This is a genomic window from Edwardsiella sp. A.80236, from assembly GCF_044540725.1.
Lineage (GTDB): Bacteria > Pseudomonadota > Gammaproteobacteria > Enterobacterales > Enterobacteriaceae > Edwardsiella > Edwardsiella tarda.
Genome location: NZ_JBIUCY010000010.1, coordinates 111,690 through 127,858 on the forward strand (window position 1 = coordinate 111,690; position 16,169 = coordinate 127,858).

Annotated in this window: 14 protein-coding genes and 1 tRNA gene; 7 read left to right on the top strand and 8 right to left on the bottom strand. The window is 55.5% G+C overall.

Annotation, left to right across the window (positions count from 1 at the left end; translation table 11 throughout):
- Positions 1 to 138: 138 nt before the first annotated feature.
- A tRNA-Phe gene (locus ACEQFP_RS10315) sits at positions 139 to 214 on the bottom strand.
- 498 nt (positions 215 to 712) lie between these two features.
- On the opposite strand from ACEQFP_RS10315, the gene ACEQFP_RS10320 reads away from it, so the two are divergent.
- Positions 713 to 1,354, top strand: coding sequence for a YfdX family protein (locus ACEQFP_RS10320; RefSeq protein WP_035600106.1), 642 nt, complete (start codon positions 713 to 715; stop codon positions 1,352 to 1,354).
- A gap of 68 nt (positions 1,355 to 1,422) precedes the next feature.
- On the opposite strand, the gene ACEQFP_RS10325 is transcribed toward ACEQFP_RS10320, so the two are convergent.
- From ACEQFP_RS10325 to aspA, 5 genes are all read right to left on the bottom strand, one after another.
- A complete protein-coding gene (locus tag ACEQFP_RS10325; RefSeq protein ID WP_035600112.1) occupies positions 1,423 to 1,998 on the bottom strand; it encodes a transcriptional regulator in 576 nt (191 codons plus the stop codon).
- Positions 1,999 to 2,009: 11 nt separating this feature from the next.
- Entirely contained in the window at positions 2,010 to 3,767 is a 1,758-nt protein-coding gene (locus tag ACEQFP_RS10330; RefSeq protein ID WP_370547016.1) for a protein-disulfide reductase DsbD, read from the bottom strand.
- Positions 3,743 to 4,111 (bottom strand): divalent cation tolerance protein CutA, encoded by a 369-nt coding sequence (cutA, locus tag ACEQFP_RS10335; protein ID WP_005281083.1) that lies wholly within the window; start codon positions 4,109 to 4,111, stop codon positions 3,743 to 3,745. Before cutA ends, ACEQFP_RS10330 begins: the two co-directional genes overlap by 25 nt.
- A 127-nt stretch (positions 4,112 to 4,238) precedes the next feature.
- A complete protein-coding gene (locus ACEQFP_RS10340) occupies positions 4,239 to 5,540 on the bottom strand; it encodes an anaerobic C4-dicarboxylate transporter (protein ID WP_005281085.1) in 1,302 nt (433 codons plus the stop codon).
- 113 nt (positions 5,541 to 5,653) lie between these two features.
- The gene (gene aspA, locus ACEQFP_RS10345; protein WP_005281088.1) at positions 5,654 to 7,090 is read right to left on the bottom strand and encodes an aspartate ammonia-lyase; all 1,437 of its coding nucleotides are present in this window, start codon (positions 7,088 to 7,090) and stop codon (positions 5,654 to 5,656) included.
- Positions 7,091 to 7,454: 364 nt separating this feature from the next.
- Here aspA and ACEQFP_RS10350 point away from each other — a divergent pair, with 364 nt between their 5' ends.
- The 6 genes from ACEQFP_RS10350 to ACEQFP_RS10375 all read left to right on the top strand — a co-directional run bounded on the left by ACEQFP_RS10350 (position 7,455) and on the right by ACEQFP_RS10375 (position 13,927).
- Positions 7,455 to 7,928 carry an FxsA family protein gene (locus tag ACEQFP_RS10350; RefSeq protein WP_396464315.1) on the top strand — a complete coding sequence of 158 codons (474 nt, stop codon included), beginning with the start codon at positions 7,455 to 7,457 and terminating at the stop codon, positions 7,926 to 7,928.
- Positions 7,929 to 8,185: 257 nt separating this feature from the next.
- Positions 8,186 to 8,479, top strand: coding sequence for a co-chaperone GroES (locus ACEQFP_RS10355; RefSeq protein WP_005296032.1), 294 nt, complete (start codon positions 8,186 to 8,188; stop codon positions 8,477 to 8,479).
- Between the two features lie 59 nt (positions 8,480 to 8,538).
- Entirely contained in the window at positions 8,539 to 10,182 is a 1,644-nt protein-coding gene (groL, locus tag ACEQFP_RS10360) for a chaperonin GroEL (RefSeq protein WP_035600100.1), read from the top strand.
- 1,037 nt (positions 10,183 to 11,219) lie between these two features.
- The gene (gene ltrA, locus ACEQFP_RS10365; RefSeq protein ID WP_265879330.1) at positions 11,220 to 12,869 is read left to right on the top strand and encodes a group II intron reverse transcriptase/maturase; all 1,650 of its coding nucleotides are present in this window, start codon (positions 11,220 to 11,222) and stop codon (positions 12,867 to 12,869) included.
- 115 nt (positions 12,870 to 12,984) lie between these two features.
- Complete coding sequence (locus tag ACEQFP_RS10370; protein ID WP_265879328.1) at positions 12,985 to 13,209, top strand: DUF2188 domain-containing protein; 225 nt, start codon at positions 12,985 to 12,987, stop codon at positions 13,207 to 13,209.
- Between the two features lie 370 nt (positions 13,210 to 13,579).
- Positions 13,580 to 13,927, top strand: coding sequence for a DUF4156 domain-containing protein (locus tag ACEQFP_RS10375; RefSeq protein WP_005296029.1), 348 nt, complete (start codon positions 13,580 to 13,582; stop codon positions 13,925 to 13,927).
- Between the two features lie 117 nt (positions 13,928 to 14,044).
- On the opposite strand, the gene ACEQFP_RS10380 is transcribed toward ACEQFP_RS10375, so the two are convergent.
- Positions 14,045 to 14,740 carry a lactate utilization protein C gene (locus ACEQFP_RS10380; protein ID WP_370547567.1) on the bottom strand — a complete coding sequence of 232 codons (696 nt, stop codon included), beginning with the start codon at positions 14,738 to 14,740 and terminating at the stop codon, positions 14,045 to 14,047.
- Positions 14,740 to 16,161 carry a LutB/LldF family L-lactate oxidation iron-sulfur protein gene (locus ACEQFP_RS10385; RefSeq protein ID WP_005281107.1) on the bottom strand — a complete coding sequence of 474 codons (1,422 nt, stop codon included), beginning with the start codon at positions 16,159 to 16,161 and terminating at the stop codon, positions 14,740 to 14,742. Before ACEQFP_RS10385 ends, ACEQFP_RS10380 begins: the two co-directional genes overlap by 1 nt.
- Positions 16,162 to 16,169 lie beyond the last annotated feature (8 nt).

The following is a 16,169-nucleotide window of genomic DNA, read 5'->3' on the forward strand; positions in this document are numbered from 1 at the left end:
CACGCGATGACGATGCATAAGAGTGGGACGGCACGCTGAAATGATAAGCGGCATGGGGCTTATCGAGCAGAGAAGAGAAAGAGTAGCTTAACGTATAAAAGCAAAAGCCCCGCCATAAGGCAGGGTTTTCTGAATAAGTGGTGCCCGGACTCGGAATCGAACCAAGGACACGGGGATTTTCAATCCCCTGCTCTACCGACTGAGCTATCCGGGCAACGAGGCGCATTAAACCGTATTGCGTCCGGCGCGTCAACGATTTTATCGACCATGCGGTTCGGGTGGAGAGAAAAGCACCAGCGGCGCGTCCTGAGCATGGCCGGAGCGGGTTGATGGCGGTGACGGGATGGTGTTAGGTACTGAGATTAGGACATGTGTGCCGTCGCGCGGTTATTAACCTTGGGCAGGATGATGTGCGCCATGCCGGAGGCTAGAGATGGCTGAGAATGGTATCTCGTTAAATCTAGAAATAAATAACCAATTTAAAAATAATGGGTTAGCAGTCAATGTAATGAAGATTAAATTTCACCGCGACCTTGTCAGCCCAACAAAACGGAGAGTGTGGCGTTTTTTTGCCGTTTAGCGCTGCCGTTGGCAGTGGAATTGACATGATCCCTCTGGGGCCTATAACTAAATGGGTCAGCGGGAGGAAAGCGTTGGACATCCTCCGCTGTAACGAACGATTTAACCAGTATGGGATAAACGGGCCAAGATTATGAAACGTATTTTGACAGCAACAGCACTTTCTCTGGCGATGTTTTCAACCTTTACCTGGGCGGCCGATGCCGCACCCGCCGCACCGGCGAGCGCTACCTCGGCGGCAGCAGGTCTGTCCGCCCAGCAGGTGCAGGATGTGGCGAAAGTGGCACAACAGGGCTTCACGGCGATGCGTGACATGCAGTATGCACGTGTGGCGTTGTTCCGTGGTTACCCGGATGTTGCGACCAAGCTGACCAATCAAGCTGCGGGTCTATTGGCCGATGACAGCACCGATTGGAAATCCTTTATTAAGAGTGATAAGAAGGCGCCGTTAGCCGGTGATAATTATGTGATTATCAATGCCTCCATCGCGTTGTCTGAAGACTTCGTGGCGACGCCGGAGAAACAGAAAGCGATCGCGAAGGCTAACGAGAAGCTGAGTAAGGGGGATCGTAAAGGGGCGTTGGAAGCGCTACGTCTAGCCGGGGTCGGCATTACCGAGACCCAGTATCTGATGCCGTTGAAACAGACTCGTCAGGCCGTTACTCATGCACAAGCGCTGCTGAAGGCGGGTAAATACTATGAGGCTAACTTGGCGCTGAAGGGCGCCGAAGAGGGGATTGTGACCGATAGCGTTACGCTGGTGAACGCTAACTGATCCTCATCGTACCTCAATCGCGTGTTGTGTAGGCCACCTCCCCTGGGAGGTGGCTTTTTTATGCGTCGTTAACCGAGCGCATCGTGCCGGCGGCAGTGGGCGATGTGTAGGATGTCCTGCGCTAGCTGGCGGGCGATGTCGATATCCTGTCGTTGGCGGCTGAGCAGCAGTCGGCTCAGGCAACCCTCCTGCACCAATTCGATTTGCTGGGCGACCAAGGTGGCATCGTCGATATCATTCTCCCGTAATAGCTGCAGGGTAAAGTCGAACGAGGCCTGTTTTTGCCAGGTGGCCAGTTGATGGATAGGATGATCACGGTGTGGATAATGGATACAGGCGGCGATAAATAGGCAGCCAGGGAAACGGCCCTGTTCGGCATGCTCCGCCAGCACGGGATAACGTGCCAGGATCTTGTCATCATTGCTAAGCTGTTCATCCAAGGCGATCTGTCGCCGCCAGGCATCGATCTGCTGGCCGTGAAAACGCAGGCAGTCGTACAGCAGCGCCTCATCATCGGGCCAGTAACGCCGGGCCTGCTCTCGGGAGAGCGTCGCCTGATCGATCAGATTCGCTAACTTGGCGTCTGCCAGCCCCCGCTGCTCCAAGCGGTGTAGCACCTGCGTCAAGATCATTTCCCGTTGCATCATCACCTCCATTATTGCGCCGCGTCTGAGTCTGACTGTGCGTGCGGCAATTGCTGCAAGTGGCTGAGGAAGCGTGCGGCGTCCATAAAGCCGGTCACGCGAGCCTGATCCAGCGGTTGTCCATCGGCGGCAAAAAATAGGATCGAGGGCAGCCCTAACACATTGAGCTGTTGTAACAGCGCATTATGCTGCGCCGTGTTAGCGGTCACATTCGCCTGCAATAATAGGGTACCGGCGAGTTGCTTACGTACCGCATCATCGCTGAAAGTGTACTTTTCGAACTCCTTACACGCGCTACACCAGTCAGCATAGAAGTCCAGCATTACCGGTTGTCCCTTCGCCTTGGCGTGAGCCAGGGCGGTCGCCAGCTGTTCCGGGCTATCGATGGCTTGAAATGTCAAGGCTGGCGAGGCCGCGTCCACATTCTGTTGCGGGGTGGTGAAGGCCCACTCTTGTAAGGGCCGGGCTGCGATCAGGGCGGCGCCAAGCAGGAGGATTTGTCCTAGGCGAGTCCCTCGTCGCTGACTGTGTAACGTCAGGGTGAAGCCCCACAGCAAGAAGGCGACGCCGAGCAAGCTCCATAGCCGAACTCCCCAGGCATCGCCCAACACGCGCTCCAGCAGGAAGACGGGCAAGGCCAAGATGACGAAGCCAAATCCCTCTTTGACATGTTGCATCCATGGTCCGCTACGCGGCAGTAGACGGTTGCCAAACAGGGTAAGCGCGATGAGCGGGATCCCCATGCCCAAGGCATACAGATAGAGTGTGCCTCCGCCGACCCAGAGGTTACCGCTCTGAGCGATGTACAGCAGGATAGCGCTGAGCGGTGCGGTGGTGCAGGGAGAGCAGATTAGGCCAGCTAAGGCGCCCATGACGAAGACACCGAACAGCGAGCCGGCGCGTTGGCGGTTACTCCAGAGCGTCAGGCGTGTCTGTATGGCCGAAGGCAGTTGCAGGGTGAAGGCACCGAACATCGAGAGGGCCAGCACAATGAACAGGAGTGACAAGCCAACCAGTACATAGGGGTGCTGGAAGGCGGCTTGGAACTGGAGCCCCGCCGCTGCGACGATCATCCCGAGTAGGGTATAGGTGATGGCCATACCCTGCACATACACCAGTGCCAGCAGGGCGGTGTGTCCCCAACTGTGACGCTGTTTCTGCCCGAGGATCAGCGCCGAGATTAGCGGGTACATCGGTAATACACAGGGGGTGAAGGCGATGCCGATGCCGATCAGCAGCGCCCACAGCGCCGGGAAAGGTAATGTCGGTACACTCGGGGTCGCCGCCGCCTCCTGACCCGTGGTGGCGGCTGCCGTATCCGACGCCGCGGAGGCGGGAGTGGCGTTTATCGCGCTGAGTGGGATGCGCCGTGTCTCTGGTGGGTAACAGAAGCCAGCGGCGGCGCACCCTTGGTAAGTGACGCTGATCTCGGCACCGGATGTGGCGCTCAGCAGCGGCACGGTGAGATCGAGGCGATCGCGGAAGATGGCGGTCTCCCCCTGAAACTCGTCGTGATGCGGGGTACCGGCGGGTAATTGCCAGGCACCCAGTTGGGCCTGATGGGGCGTAATGTGGATCTGTTGACGGTAGAGGTAATAGCCGGGCTGAATCTGCCAATGCAGGGTCAGGCGCGCGCCCTGTTGTTGAAAATCAAAGGCGAAGGCTTGATCCACCGGAACAAAGCGCGGTTGCCCGCCAAATAGAGATGCTTGGGCAGGCAGTAGGGTCGTGATAAACAGCGCGATCAGCGCAAGGATGCGTTGAGCCATAATAGATAGTCTTGGTCTCCCGCCAATACCGGGATGACCAGCAGCTCCGGCGTTTGGTAGGGGTGATGGTGTTTCAGAAAGGCGAGCAAGGCTTGCTGGTGACGCCGTTCGCTCTTGATGATCATCTGTACCTCGTACTCCTGTTCGAGCTTTCCCTCCCAGTGGTACATCGAGGTGGCGCCGGGCAGGATAGTGACACAGGCAGCTAACTTCTCCCCAAGGAGATTAGCGGCTAACTCCTGAGCGCAGGCTTCATCCGGCGCGGTGCTGAGTAGCACGATAGCATCGCTATGCTCAGCGGGAACCACCGCCGAGGCGGTAAGGGGAGTTACGGTCTGGGACATAACGAACCTCGTGGCATTGCCGGTGTTGGTGACGATTTCGACACTATACCGTGAGGGGGGCGGGCTTGTCAGGGGCTAAAATGACAACGGGGCGCAGCGCGCCCCGTTAACGTGATGTAGCGAGTAATTACAGCATCACGCTGCCCAGCAGGAAGCCGAAGCAGACTGACAGGGCAACACCCAGGGTGCCCGGGATAAAGAACGGGTGGTTGAAGACCAGTTTACCGATGCGAGTGGTACCGGTGTCATCCATCTGCACGGCAGCGACCAGAGTCGGGTAGGTCGGCAGGATGAACAGGCCGGATACGGCGGCGAAAGAGGCAACGGCGGTCAGCGGAGAGACGTTCAGTGCCAGAGCCATCGGCATCAACGCCTTAGCGGTAGCAGCCTGAGAGTACAGCAGCGCGGAGGCAAAGAAGAAGATCACCGCCAGCAACCACGGGTGGTTCTGGATAACGGTACCAGCAGTCTCTTTGATCCAATCGATGTTGGCGGAAACGAAGGTATCGCCCAGCCAAGCCACACCCAGGATACAGATACAGGCGCTCATACCGGCCTTGAAGGTGCTGGAGTTCAGTACGTTATCGGTATCGACGCGGCAGATGATGGTGGTCAGGGTTGCCACGCTCAGCATGATGATCAGGATGGCGTTGGTGGTGTTCATCAGCGGTTTTTCCACCAGACCCAGGCTTGGGCTGTTGACGATGGCATAAATCACTACGGCGATAACACCCAGCAGGAACATCCAGACAGAAGCCTGAGCCCCTTTCTTGATCTCAACCTGCTTGTCGCCACGCAGCGTGATCAGACCTTCTTCCAGACGCTTGCGGTAGATCGGGTCGTTAGACAGTTTGGAGTCGAAGCACCAAGAGATGATCAGGGACATCACCAGCACGGCCAGGAAGGTGGACGGCAGAACGACCATCAGCAGATGCAGGTAGCTAACGCCATGCCCTTCCATTACGGAAGACATATACACCACGGCGGCGGAGATCGGTGAAGCGGTAATGGCGATCTGAGCGGATACCACAGCGGTAGACAGCGGGCGGCACGGTTTGATGCCTTGCTCTTTGGCCACTTCGGCGATAACCGGCAGGGCAGACAGAGAGATGTTACCAGTACCGGCGAAGATGGTCAGCAGGTAGGTAACGATCGGCGCCAGGATGGTGATGTGTTTCGGGTTCTTACGCAGAACTTTTTCGGTCTGATGGACCAGGTAGTCCATACCACCGGCCACTTGCATGGCGGAGATGGCGGCGATAACGGCCATGATGATGGAAATAACGTCGAACGGAATTTTACCCGGGGCAACGCCGATGGCGGCGAGTACTAATACCCCGAGACCGCCGGCGAAGCCGATCCCGATCCCGCCCAGTCTGGCCCCCAAGAAAATCGCCAGCAGAACAATCACCAGTTCTAGGACTAGCATAGTGTTTCTCCTTAAAGTGTAATGATAATAATTCTTATTTTTTCTCTACAATAACAATAAAAAGGCACGACTGACCAGGGGACCAGACGTGCCTACAATAAGCGATGCGTTAATTATTTTTCGCTTTCGTCGGTGTAGCGCTTAGCTTTGTATGCCGGGTGCATCAGGTTCTCAACAGAGAAGATGTCGTCCAGCTGCGCTTCGGTCAGCAGGCCGCGTTCCAGCACGACTTCGCGTACGCTCTTACCGGTTTCGGCACAGATCTTACCAACGATGTCGCCGTTGTGGTGACCGATGAACGGGTTCAGGTAGGTAACGATACCGATAGAGTTGAAGACGAATTTTTCGCAAGTTTCTTTGTTGGCAGTGATGCCGTCGATGCATTTCTCACGCAGGTTGTAGCAACCGTTGGTCAGCAGAGAGATGGATTCGAACATCGCCTGGCCGATAACCGGCTCCATAACGTTCAGCTGCAGCTGACCGGCTTCAGCGGCCATGGTAACACAGGTATCGTTACCGATGACTTTGAAGCACAGCTGGTTAACGACTTCCGGCACAACCGGGTTAACTTTAGCCGGCATGATGGAAGAGCCAGCCTGCAGTTCCGGCAGGTTGATTTCGTTCAGGCCAGCGCGCGGACCAGAGGAGAGCAGACGCAGGTCGTTACAGATCTTAGACAGTTTGACCGCGGTACGCTTCAGCGCGCCGTGAACCATGACGTAAGAACCACAGTCAGAGGTGGCTTCGATCAGGTCTTCGGCCGGTACACATGCCAGACCGCTCACTTCAGCCAGTTTCTGTACAGCCAGTTTCTGGTAGCCTTCCGGGGTGTTCAGACCGGTACCGATCGCGGTAGCGCCCAGGTTGATTTCCAGCAGCAGCTCAGCGGTACGATGCAGGTTTTTCACTTCTTCGTTCAGCAGTACGCTGAATGCGTGGAATTCCTGGCCCAGGGTCATCGGCACAGCGTCTTGCAGCTGAGTACGGCCCATTTTCAGGATGTTTTTGAACTCTTCAGCCTTACGGTCAACACCTTCGCGCAGGTTAGTGATCGCATCGATCAGCTTCATGATGGAAGCGTAAACGGCGATACGGAAACCGGTCGGGTAAGCGTCGTTGGTGGACTGGCACTTGTTCAGATGGTCGTTCGGGTTCAGGTACTGGTATTCACCTTTCTTGTGACCCATCAGCTCCAGGCCGATGTTAGCCAGTACTTCGTTGGTGTTCATGTTGACAGAGGTACCGGCGCCGCCCTGGAAAACGTCTACCGGGAACTGATCCATGCACTTGCCATTATTCAGGACTTCATCGCAGGCCAGGATGATGGTGTCAGCAATTTTACGCGGAATGGTTTGCAGTTCACGGTTAGCCATGGCCGCCGCTTTTTTAACCATTACCATGCCACGAACAAATTCAGGAATATCGCTGATTTTGTTGTTGCTGATATAGAAGTTTTCCATCGCACGCAGGGTGTGGACGCCATAATAAGCGTCAGCAGGAACTTCACGGGTGCCTAATAGATCTTCTTCAATACGGATGTTATTTGACATGAGAACCTTCTTTCATTGATGCCGAATAGTAAATTAGCTAATAAATTAATTTTCTTTAAGGAACAACAGAGAGAATTCACCGTTCTCTCTTTTATGGACACGATCATATGCTGCCGGGAGGGAAAAGTATGAACCTAGATCACTATATGGTGTATCTTATCCCTTTGATTATCATATCTGTGATAATACTCACAGTTAATGTAAATAACCCGCACGAGGTAGGGGTTATCTGGTGATGAAAATAACATCATACAAATTATATTGACGCTTTTTTTGACGCCAATATAATTTTATTTTTAAAGTAGTCGTTTTTTATTTACATTCGTGTAGATAGTGAAACAGTCGTTTAATTAGGAGACATCCTTTGCGCTGGTTGCCTTTCATCCTGATATTTTTATATGTCTATATAGAAATATCGATCTTCATCAAAGTCGCGGCTGTTTTAGGGGTCGCGTTGACGCTTTTGTTGGTGATCCTGACTTCATGTCTCGGCGCCTCGTTGGTGCGAAATCAAGGTATGAAAACCCTGATACAGATCCAGCAGAAGCTGGCGCAGGGTGAGAGTCCTGCCGCCGAGATGATCAAGAGTGTGTCGCTGGTGATGGCGGGCCTGCTATTGATCGTCCCTGGGTTCTTTACCGACTTCCTCGGTCTACTGTTGATGTTGCCACCAGTGCAGAAGCATCTGGCATTGAAACTGCTTCCTTATTTCCGCTTCTACCGTGGTGGTGGCCCGGGCGAGGGGGGCGGCGGTTTTGGTGGCGGTGGTGGGGGGCAGACCTTCGACGGTGAGTTCGAGCGCAAGGATGACGAGCATCGCCATCTGGATCATAAGTAACCCGCGGCAGGCATACTCGTTAGCTTCTCGCTCTTCTCTTTTTCTATGGCCTGTCGTCGAGGCAGGCCACTATCACGTCCCGGTTGCATCTTTGACCTTTGCAGGTTAAAAAAAAGCGAATTTTTTTGTCGTGGCCCCCTTGAAGGTGGAAAACGGCGCCCCAATCTAGCAAGACATGAGTCCGGAACACGGTGTAAATACCCGTGCCCGGCTTTCAACCCTAAAACGATATGGACTTTCTCAAAGGAGAGCTATCAATGAAAATTCGTCCATTGCACGACCGTGTGATCGTCAAGCGTAAAGAAGTCGAATCTAAGTCAGCTGGCGGTATTGTCCTGACCGGTTCCGCAGCGGGCAAATCCACGCGCGGTGAAGTGATCGCCGTGGGCCATGGTCGCATTCTCGAGAATGGCGATGTGAAGCCACTGGACGTGAAGGTCGGTGATACCGTGATTTTCAACGATGGTTATGGCGTGAAGGCCGAGAAGATCGACAATGAAGAAGTGTTGATCATGTCCGAAAGTGACATTCTGGCCATCGTCGAGGCGTAATCGCCGCATTGGCAAGCGCTCGCAATATCCAATTTGAACGAATTTAAGGGACAAAGATAATGGCAGCTAAAGACGTAAAATTTGGTAACGACGCCCGCGTAAAAATGCTGCGTGGCGTAAACGTACTGGCAGACGCAGTGAAGGTCACCCTGGGGCCGAAAGGTCGTAACGTGGTTCTGGACAAGTCCTTCGGCTCTCCGACTATCACCAAAGACGGCGTATCCGTTGCGCGTGAGATCGAGCTGGAAGACAAGTTCGAGAACATGGGTGCCCAGATGGTGAAAGAAGTTGCCTCCAAGGCTAACGACGCCGCCGGTGACGGCACCACCACCGCAACCGTATTGGCACAAGCCATCGTTAACGAAGGTCTGAAGGCTGTTGCCGCCGGTATGAACCCGATGGATCTGAAGCGCGGTATCGACAAAGCGGTTACCGCTGCCGTTGAAGAGCTGAAAGCGCTGTCTGTACCGTGCTCCGACTCTAAAGCTATCGCTCAGGTTGGCACCATCTCCGCTAACGCCGATGATACCGTTGGCCAGCTGATCGCTGAAGCGATGGAAAAAGTTGGTAAAGAAGGCGTTATCACCGTTGAAGAAGGCACCGGTCTGCAAGACGAGCTGGATGTGGTTGAAGGTATGCAGTTCGATCGCGGCTACCTCTCTCCGTACTTCATCAACAAGCCGGAAACTGGCGCCGTAGAACTGGAAAGCCCGTTCATCCTGCTGGCTGACAAGAAGATCTCCAACATCCGCGAAATGCTGCCGGTGCTGGAAGCCGTCGCGAAAGCCGGTAAGCCGCTGCTGATCATCGCCGAAGACGTAGAAGGCGAAGCGCTGGCGACCCTGGTGGTCAACAACATGCGTGGTATCGTGAAAGTGGCTGCGGTGAAAGCACCGGGCTTCGGCGATCGTCGTAAGGCGATGCTGCAGGATATCGCTACCCTGACCGCCGGTACCGTGATCTCTGAAGAGATCGGTATGGAGCTGGAAAAAGCGACCCTGGAAGATCTGGGTCAGGCTAAACGTATCGTGATCAACAAAGACACCACCACCATCATCGATGGCGTGGGCGAAGAGGCCGCTATCCAGGGCCGTGTCGCTCAGATCCGTCAGCAGATCGAAGAAGCGACCTCTGATTACGATCGTGAAAAACTGCAGGAGCGTGTGGCTAAACTGGCTGGCGGTGTTGCCGTCATCAAGGTTGGCGCAGCAACTGAAGTTGAAATGAAAGAGAAGAAAGCCCGCGTAGAAGATGCCCTGCACGCAACCCGTGCTGCGGTGGAAGAAGGCGTGGTAGCTGGCGGCGGTGTTGCCCTGGTACGTGTAGCCGCTAAACTGGTTGATCTGAAAGGCATCAACGAAGAGCAAAACGTCGGTATCAAGGTTGCGCTGCGCGCGATGGAAGCTCCGCTGCGTCAGATCGTGGCTAACGCCGGTGAAGAACCGTCCGTGGTTACCAACAACGTGAAAGCCGGCGAAGGTAACTACGGTTACAACGCGGCGACCGAACAGTATGGCGACATGATCGAGATGGGTATCCTGGATCCGACCAAGGTAACCCGTTCTGCGCTGCAGTACGCTTCTTCCGTTGCGGGTCTGATGATCACCACCGAGTGCATGGTGACCGATCTGCCGAAGGAAGAGAAGGCTGATCTGGGCGCTGCCGGCATGGGTGGCATGGGCGGCATGGGCGGTATGATGTAGTGCGACGAGAGTCGCGTAGGTAGCTAGCCGAGCGGGCTACGTCCATAGTGATCACTAACTTATTACAGTGGTGGTCACTATTCTCCCGCCGAAATAGCATTTGATAAAACCCGATATTCGGGCTTGTCCCAAGCCCGAATATCGGTCTCCGTATGGAGTCCGATTTCCGGTATGGGCGCAAGCCTGTATCCCCGCGTAAGCGTACGATACACGTTGAAGTTGTTCCTTTGTGGGGCAGCGAGGTAACGGGAATACTCGTATCTATCAAAAGCTTGAGCACCTGCCGGTGCGAAGCTGTGTCTGATGATTGTTCCACGGTAGCCATTGATGGTCGTAGCCATCGCGGTCTGTCCGAGCGGAACCTGTTGTGCAACCAACAGTAGCCTAGGGATAGTGCGCCGCCGGTAACGGTGGGGTGCGAAGCTTCCTGACAATGTACTCCCCTGCGAGGGGCCGACATGACCGCGAGGTCACCCGGCGATTTCACCAGTAGCAGGTGAATGAGAGGCTAGGCTGAGTCATATGGTCAACATTACGTGAACTGCTAACAAGCACCGTCAGCCGCAATGAGCGCAAGCTACTGGCGCGCTCTGACCAAAAGGTATAAGGCTGGCTATCCCTTTTACATCTGGGGATACGTTGCCGTCACGCCTTCGGTGTATTGGCAGGACCTAAGTGACTCGTGTCATCGGCACGGAACTCGGAAAACCCGTATCTTTGCCCGCTTCGGCGGGGCAGGCGATCCGCAAGGAGGACTGTTGAGGGTGCGGGTATAGGAGGTTGGAAAAAGCGAAGGCCACCCTGTAATGGGGTGGATAGGGGGTTAAAGGTCCCTCCACCGGAAACGGGGCTCACTTCCAACTGGTCTTTAATCGTGTGAAGGCGTGTAAAGCGCTCACAGTGAGATGAAGGTGGGTGAAACGGTGATAGCCGTTTCGCCCGAACCCTTGCGGGAGCAGACATCACTCCCGCAAGGGGATGATCCGTCTGTTACCTGCTCGGGGCTTTCTCAACAAAGCACTGAGGAGAGTAGCAAGATGAGTACGGCAATCACAGTACCTGCATTCTCCGACCATCCGCTGAGCTGGCATACCATCGACTGGTATCGTGTGACGCGACAGGTTCGGGGGCTACAGGTACGGATCGCGAAGGCGACTAAAGAGCGGCGCTGGCGCAAGGTGAAAGCCTTGCAACGGATGCTGACTCGCTCGTTTGCGGCCAAGGCATTGGCAGTGAAACGAGTCACCGAAAACCGGGGCAAGAAAACGCCTGGTGTAGATAGGGAGTTGTGGAGTACTCCAGAAGCCAAATGGCGAGCGATAGGCAGGCTGACGCGCACGGGCTACCGGCCCAAGCCGTTACGTCGGGTCTACATCCCCAAGGCCAATGGTAAACGCCGTCCTTTGGGGATACCGACCATGCTGGATCGGGCGATGCAGGCACTCTACCTGCTGGCACTCGAACCAGTGTCGGAGACTACCGCAGATCGCAACAGCTATGGCTTTCGCTCCATGCGCTCGACGGCAGATGCGATTGAGCAGTGCTTCGTCAATCTCAGCCGAGGTAACTCGGCCGAGTGGGTGTTGGAGGGCGATATTAAGGGGTGCTTTGACAACATCAGCCACGATTGGTTACTTGCCAACATACCGTTGGATAAACAGGTGCTCGGAAAGTGGCTGAAGGCGGGATTTATGGAGTCCAGCCGTCTGTTCCCGACTGAGGCAGGAACCCCGCAAGGGGGGATCATCTCACCGGTGTTGGCCAATCTAGCGTTGGATGGACTGGATGCGGTGCTCGAAGCTCATTTTGGGCGTAAGAACACCAAGGCCAGTTACAAGACTAAGGTCAATTATGTGCGTTACGCTGATGATTTCATTATCACCGGTATCTCACAAGAGCTGCTGGAAGATGAGGTCAAACCTCTCGTCGAGGCCTTTATGGCTGAGCGAGGGCTGGCGCTGTCACCGGAGAAAACGGTGATCACGCACATCACGGACGGTTTCGATTTCCTGGGGCAAAACCTACGCAAGTATCACGGCAAGATGTTGATCAAGCCGAGTAAAAAGAACTTGCGTACACACCTCCAGAAGATTCGAGCAATAGTCAGGGGCAATCTGATGGTCAAACAGGACGTGTTGATCCGGTTGCTCAACCCGGTTATTCGGGGTTGGGCCAACTATCACCGTCATGTCGTCGCTAAGGAGACCTTCGGCTATGTGGACTACCGGGTCTGGAAATTACTCTGGCGCTGGTGCTGTCGCAGGCACCAGAACCGCAATAAACGCTGGGTGAAGGAGAAATACTTTCAGTCGGTGGGCGGTGAGCACTGGGTATTCCAGTGTCCCGATGCTGAGGGCAGGCCAGTTCGGCTGCTTAAGAGCAAAGAGACCCCGATCAAGCGGCACATCAAGATCAGGGCGGAGGCTAATCCCTTCGATCGTGACGACGAGCTGTATTTCGAGCAGAGGCAAGTCAAGCTCTGGAAGGAGAACAAACTACAGCGCGGCAAATTACGGTTGATCTGGGAACGCCAAAACCACAGATGTCTGACCTGCGGCCAAATGTTCAAAGATGATGAGGACTGGGATATCCACCATATCATCCGCAAGACAGATGGCGGTGGGGAGGAGGCTGGAAACTTGATGATGTTGCACCCGAATTGTCACCGGCAAATACACTCGGCCTGAACAATGACTGGCACTATATGTTGTGTCTTTTGTTTATTGCTTGCCATATATATTGACATTGTTTTATCAGACTTGTTAATGTATACAATGTCATAACACTGTAAGGAGGTGATCGATGGCAGGGAAAAATCAACATGTAGTACCAAGAGGTGAAGGCTGGGCTGTGCATGGTGCAGGGAACTCAAAAGATACGTCACATCATAGAACTCAAGCAGAAGCTATAGCTGCTGCTAAGGGGATAGCGACGAATCAGAAGAGTGAAGTGGTAATCCATCGAACTAATGGACAGATCCGTGAGAAGAACTCATACGGAAACGATCCATTCCCGCCAAAAGGGTGATAAAACCGGTCCATGCCTTGGCATGGACTTATAAAGGCTTGAGCCGTATGCGGGGAAACTTGCACGTACGGTTCTTAGGGGGCGGGGGCACAGCAATGTGCTCTCGCTACCCGACATCCCCCTAACCGACTCCGTCGACCGAAGACCCCCGCTTTGCGGGGGTTTTTTCTATCTGGCGTATGATATGACACGAAATTTTGTCATATCATTGTGGCTTAAGCGCGTGGGAATACTCTACTATGCAAAAGCATACCGGGATCCCTAGGGGTGTCTTAAGCCCACCAGCGTAGCCGCGCAACACATTCATTAAGTGTTGGCAATGGATTCTGGTATTATTCGGATAACATTTACACATCAAATGGGGAATAAGATGCGGATTAAAGGGTTACTGGGTCTGGCAGCCGTCATGCTGCTGGCTGGGTGCAGTTCCATGACTCAGCTGTCTTCCGCCGGCCAGCAGGTGAAATTTACTGATACTAAGCCGGGAGCCGAATGCCAACTGCTGGGCGAGGCCACGGGGACGCAGAGTAACTGGTTGTCCGGTCAGGGTGGCGAAACGAGCTCCATGCGTGCCGCCGCTAACGATCTGCGTAACAAAGCCGCCGCGATGGGCGGGAATGTCGTCTACGGCGCCGTTAGCCCGAGCGAAGGTTTTTGGTCCAGCTTCGCACCGCTGGATAGTAAGATGAGCGGTCAAGTCTATAAGTGCCCGAACTGAGTGACCGAGTAGAACGAATGGTTTAAGCCGCAGCCCCGAGGGCTGCGGCTTTTTTATGGGAGGTATAACGCCCTGCGGGCGGGGGCGTCATGCCATGGCCCCATGGCTGAGAGGCGGCTAGCAGTCGTCGATGATCAGGTAGGCGGCATGGATGGGGCCATGTACGCCGACCACCTTAATCAGCTCGATATCGGCGGTGGAGCTAGGGCCACCGATTAGGTTGATACACGACGGCATGCGCTCTCCGCGTAGCGCCTGTTGGTGTAACTGGCTAGCCAGCTGCGCGACGCGTGGCAGGATGGTGCTCTGGCGTAGGACAAAGATCGAGGATTCCGGTAGCAGGCTAAGGGCGCGTCCACGTTGGGCGGAGGAGAACAGCACGACACCACCCGACTCGGCCAGGCCGTATTCGGCGAAGACGACGCCGACTTTGGCCTGCTCCGCCAGATGGAGATTCGCCTCCCCGTTGCTCGGGTCCCAGAGCGTCGCGGGGCACTCGCGCACCAGCAGCTCGCTGATCCCCAACTGAGCCAGGCGCTCATCGCCGCTGACGATAGTCGGCGAGCGGCCATAACGTTCACAGAGGCGTAGCGCAGCCTGAGGGGCCTCGGCTACGCTACAACGCTCACAGTGCGCCAGCATGACGTTGCTGGCGACATCGATAAAGGCATCACAGCGCTGCTGCAGGCTCAACTCTGTCAGGCGAGTCTGGGCATAGTCGTTGATCGGTTGTGGGCATGCTAGCGGGGTATGGCGCACCTCACGTCCGAGCTGGCTAGCGATGTTTGCCAGGAATGCATCGCGGTTATTCATCATTTCTTCTCCTGCGCCTGGTGCTGTTTAAACCAACTGCGGAAGCTCTCACCATCGGCTTGCGGTAGATCGCGCGCCTCGGTCCATTCGGCCAGCGCGCCGACGTTGATCGGCGCCTTTCCGCCCTTGATAAACCAGCGGGCGGCATGTGCGCCGGCGATCATCCCCACTTTCCAGATGGCGGGATGACTATTGGCATAAGTGAACAACCGGGTTGCGCGTTGCTCGGCGCGTGGGGGGAGTCCCGCCTCTACCATCGTGCGGCGGTGGCGTAGGATCAGTTGAGAGAGCGGGATCTTCACCGGGCAGACACTGTCGCAGGCGGTGCATAGCGAGCAGGCGTAGGGTAAATCCTTAAAGGCGGCATAGCCGCCGAGCAACGGCGAGATCACCGCCCCGATCGGGCCGGGGTAGATCGATCCGTAGCCGTGCCCACCGATGTGACGATAGGCCGGGCAGGTGTTCATGCAGGCGCCGCAGCGGATGCAGCGTAGTACCGAGCGGAAGGGAGAGGCGAGTACCGCCGAACGGCCATTGTCGACGATCACCAGATGAAACTCTTGCGGGCCGTCGAGCTCATCGGCCAGGCGCGGCCCAGTCAACCAGGTATTATAACCGGTCAACCGGGCACCGACCGCGCTGCGTGCCAGCAGGGTGATCAACACATCCACCTCTTCGAAGGTGGGGGCGATGCGCTCCATCCCCATCACGGCGATATGGGTGGGGGGCAAGGTGGTACACATCCTGGCATTCCCCTCGTTGGTTACCAGGCAGACCGATCCCGTTTCGGCGACGGCGAAGTTGCAGCCAGTGACGCCGATCTCGGCGCTGAGGAAATCTTGGCGGATCTTCTGGCGGATGAACAGCGTCATGGCTTCCGGGGTCTCCGGCCCGTCGTAACCCAGCGTCTCATGCAATACTCGCCGGATTTGATTACGATCCTTGTGGATCGCGGGTACCACCACATGAGAGGGCGGATCCTGATCGAGCTGGAGAATATACTCACCGAGATCGGTTTCCACGACCTGAATACCCGCCTCTTGTAGGACATGGTTCATGCCGATCTCTTCGGTGACCATCGACTTGGCCTTGACCACTTTCTTGGCGTTTTTGGCTTGAGCGACCTGCAGGATGTAGCGTGTGGCCTCCTCTTTCGTCTTGGCGAAGTAGACGTGACCGCCGTTGGCCTCGATTTTCTCCGACAGCTGATACAGGTAGGCATCGAGATTATCCAGGACATGGTCACGGATCTGTTCGGCGCGGTCACGCCACGCTTCCCAGTGGCCGAGTTCATCCACCATCTTCTGCCGGTTGGCGCCAATGCGCTCCTGGGCATTAGCCACGGCTTTGCGCATCACGCTATCGTCCAATTGGACTCGGATGCGCTCCTTAAACTTCATTTCGCTGGTTTGTAGCGACATAGCATCCT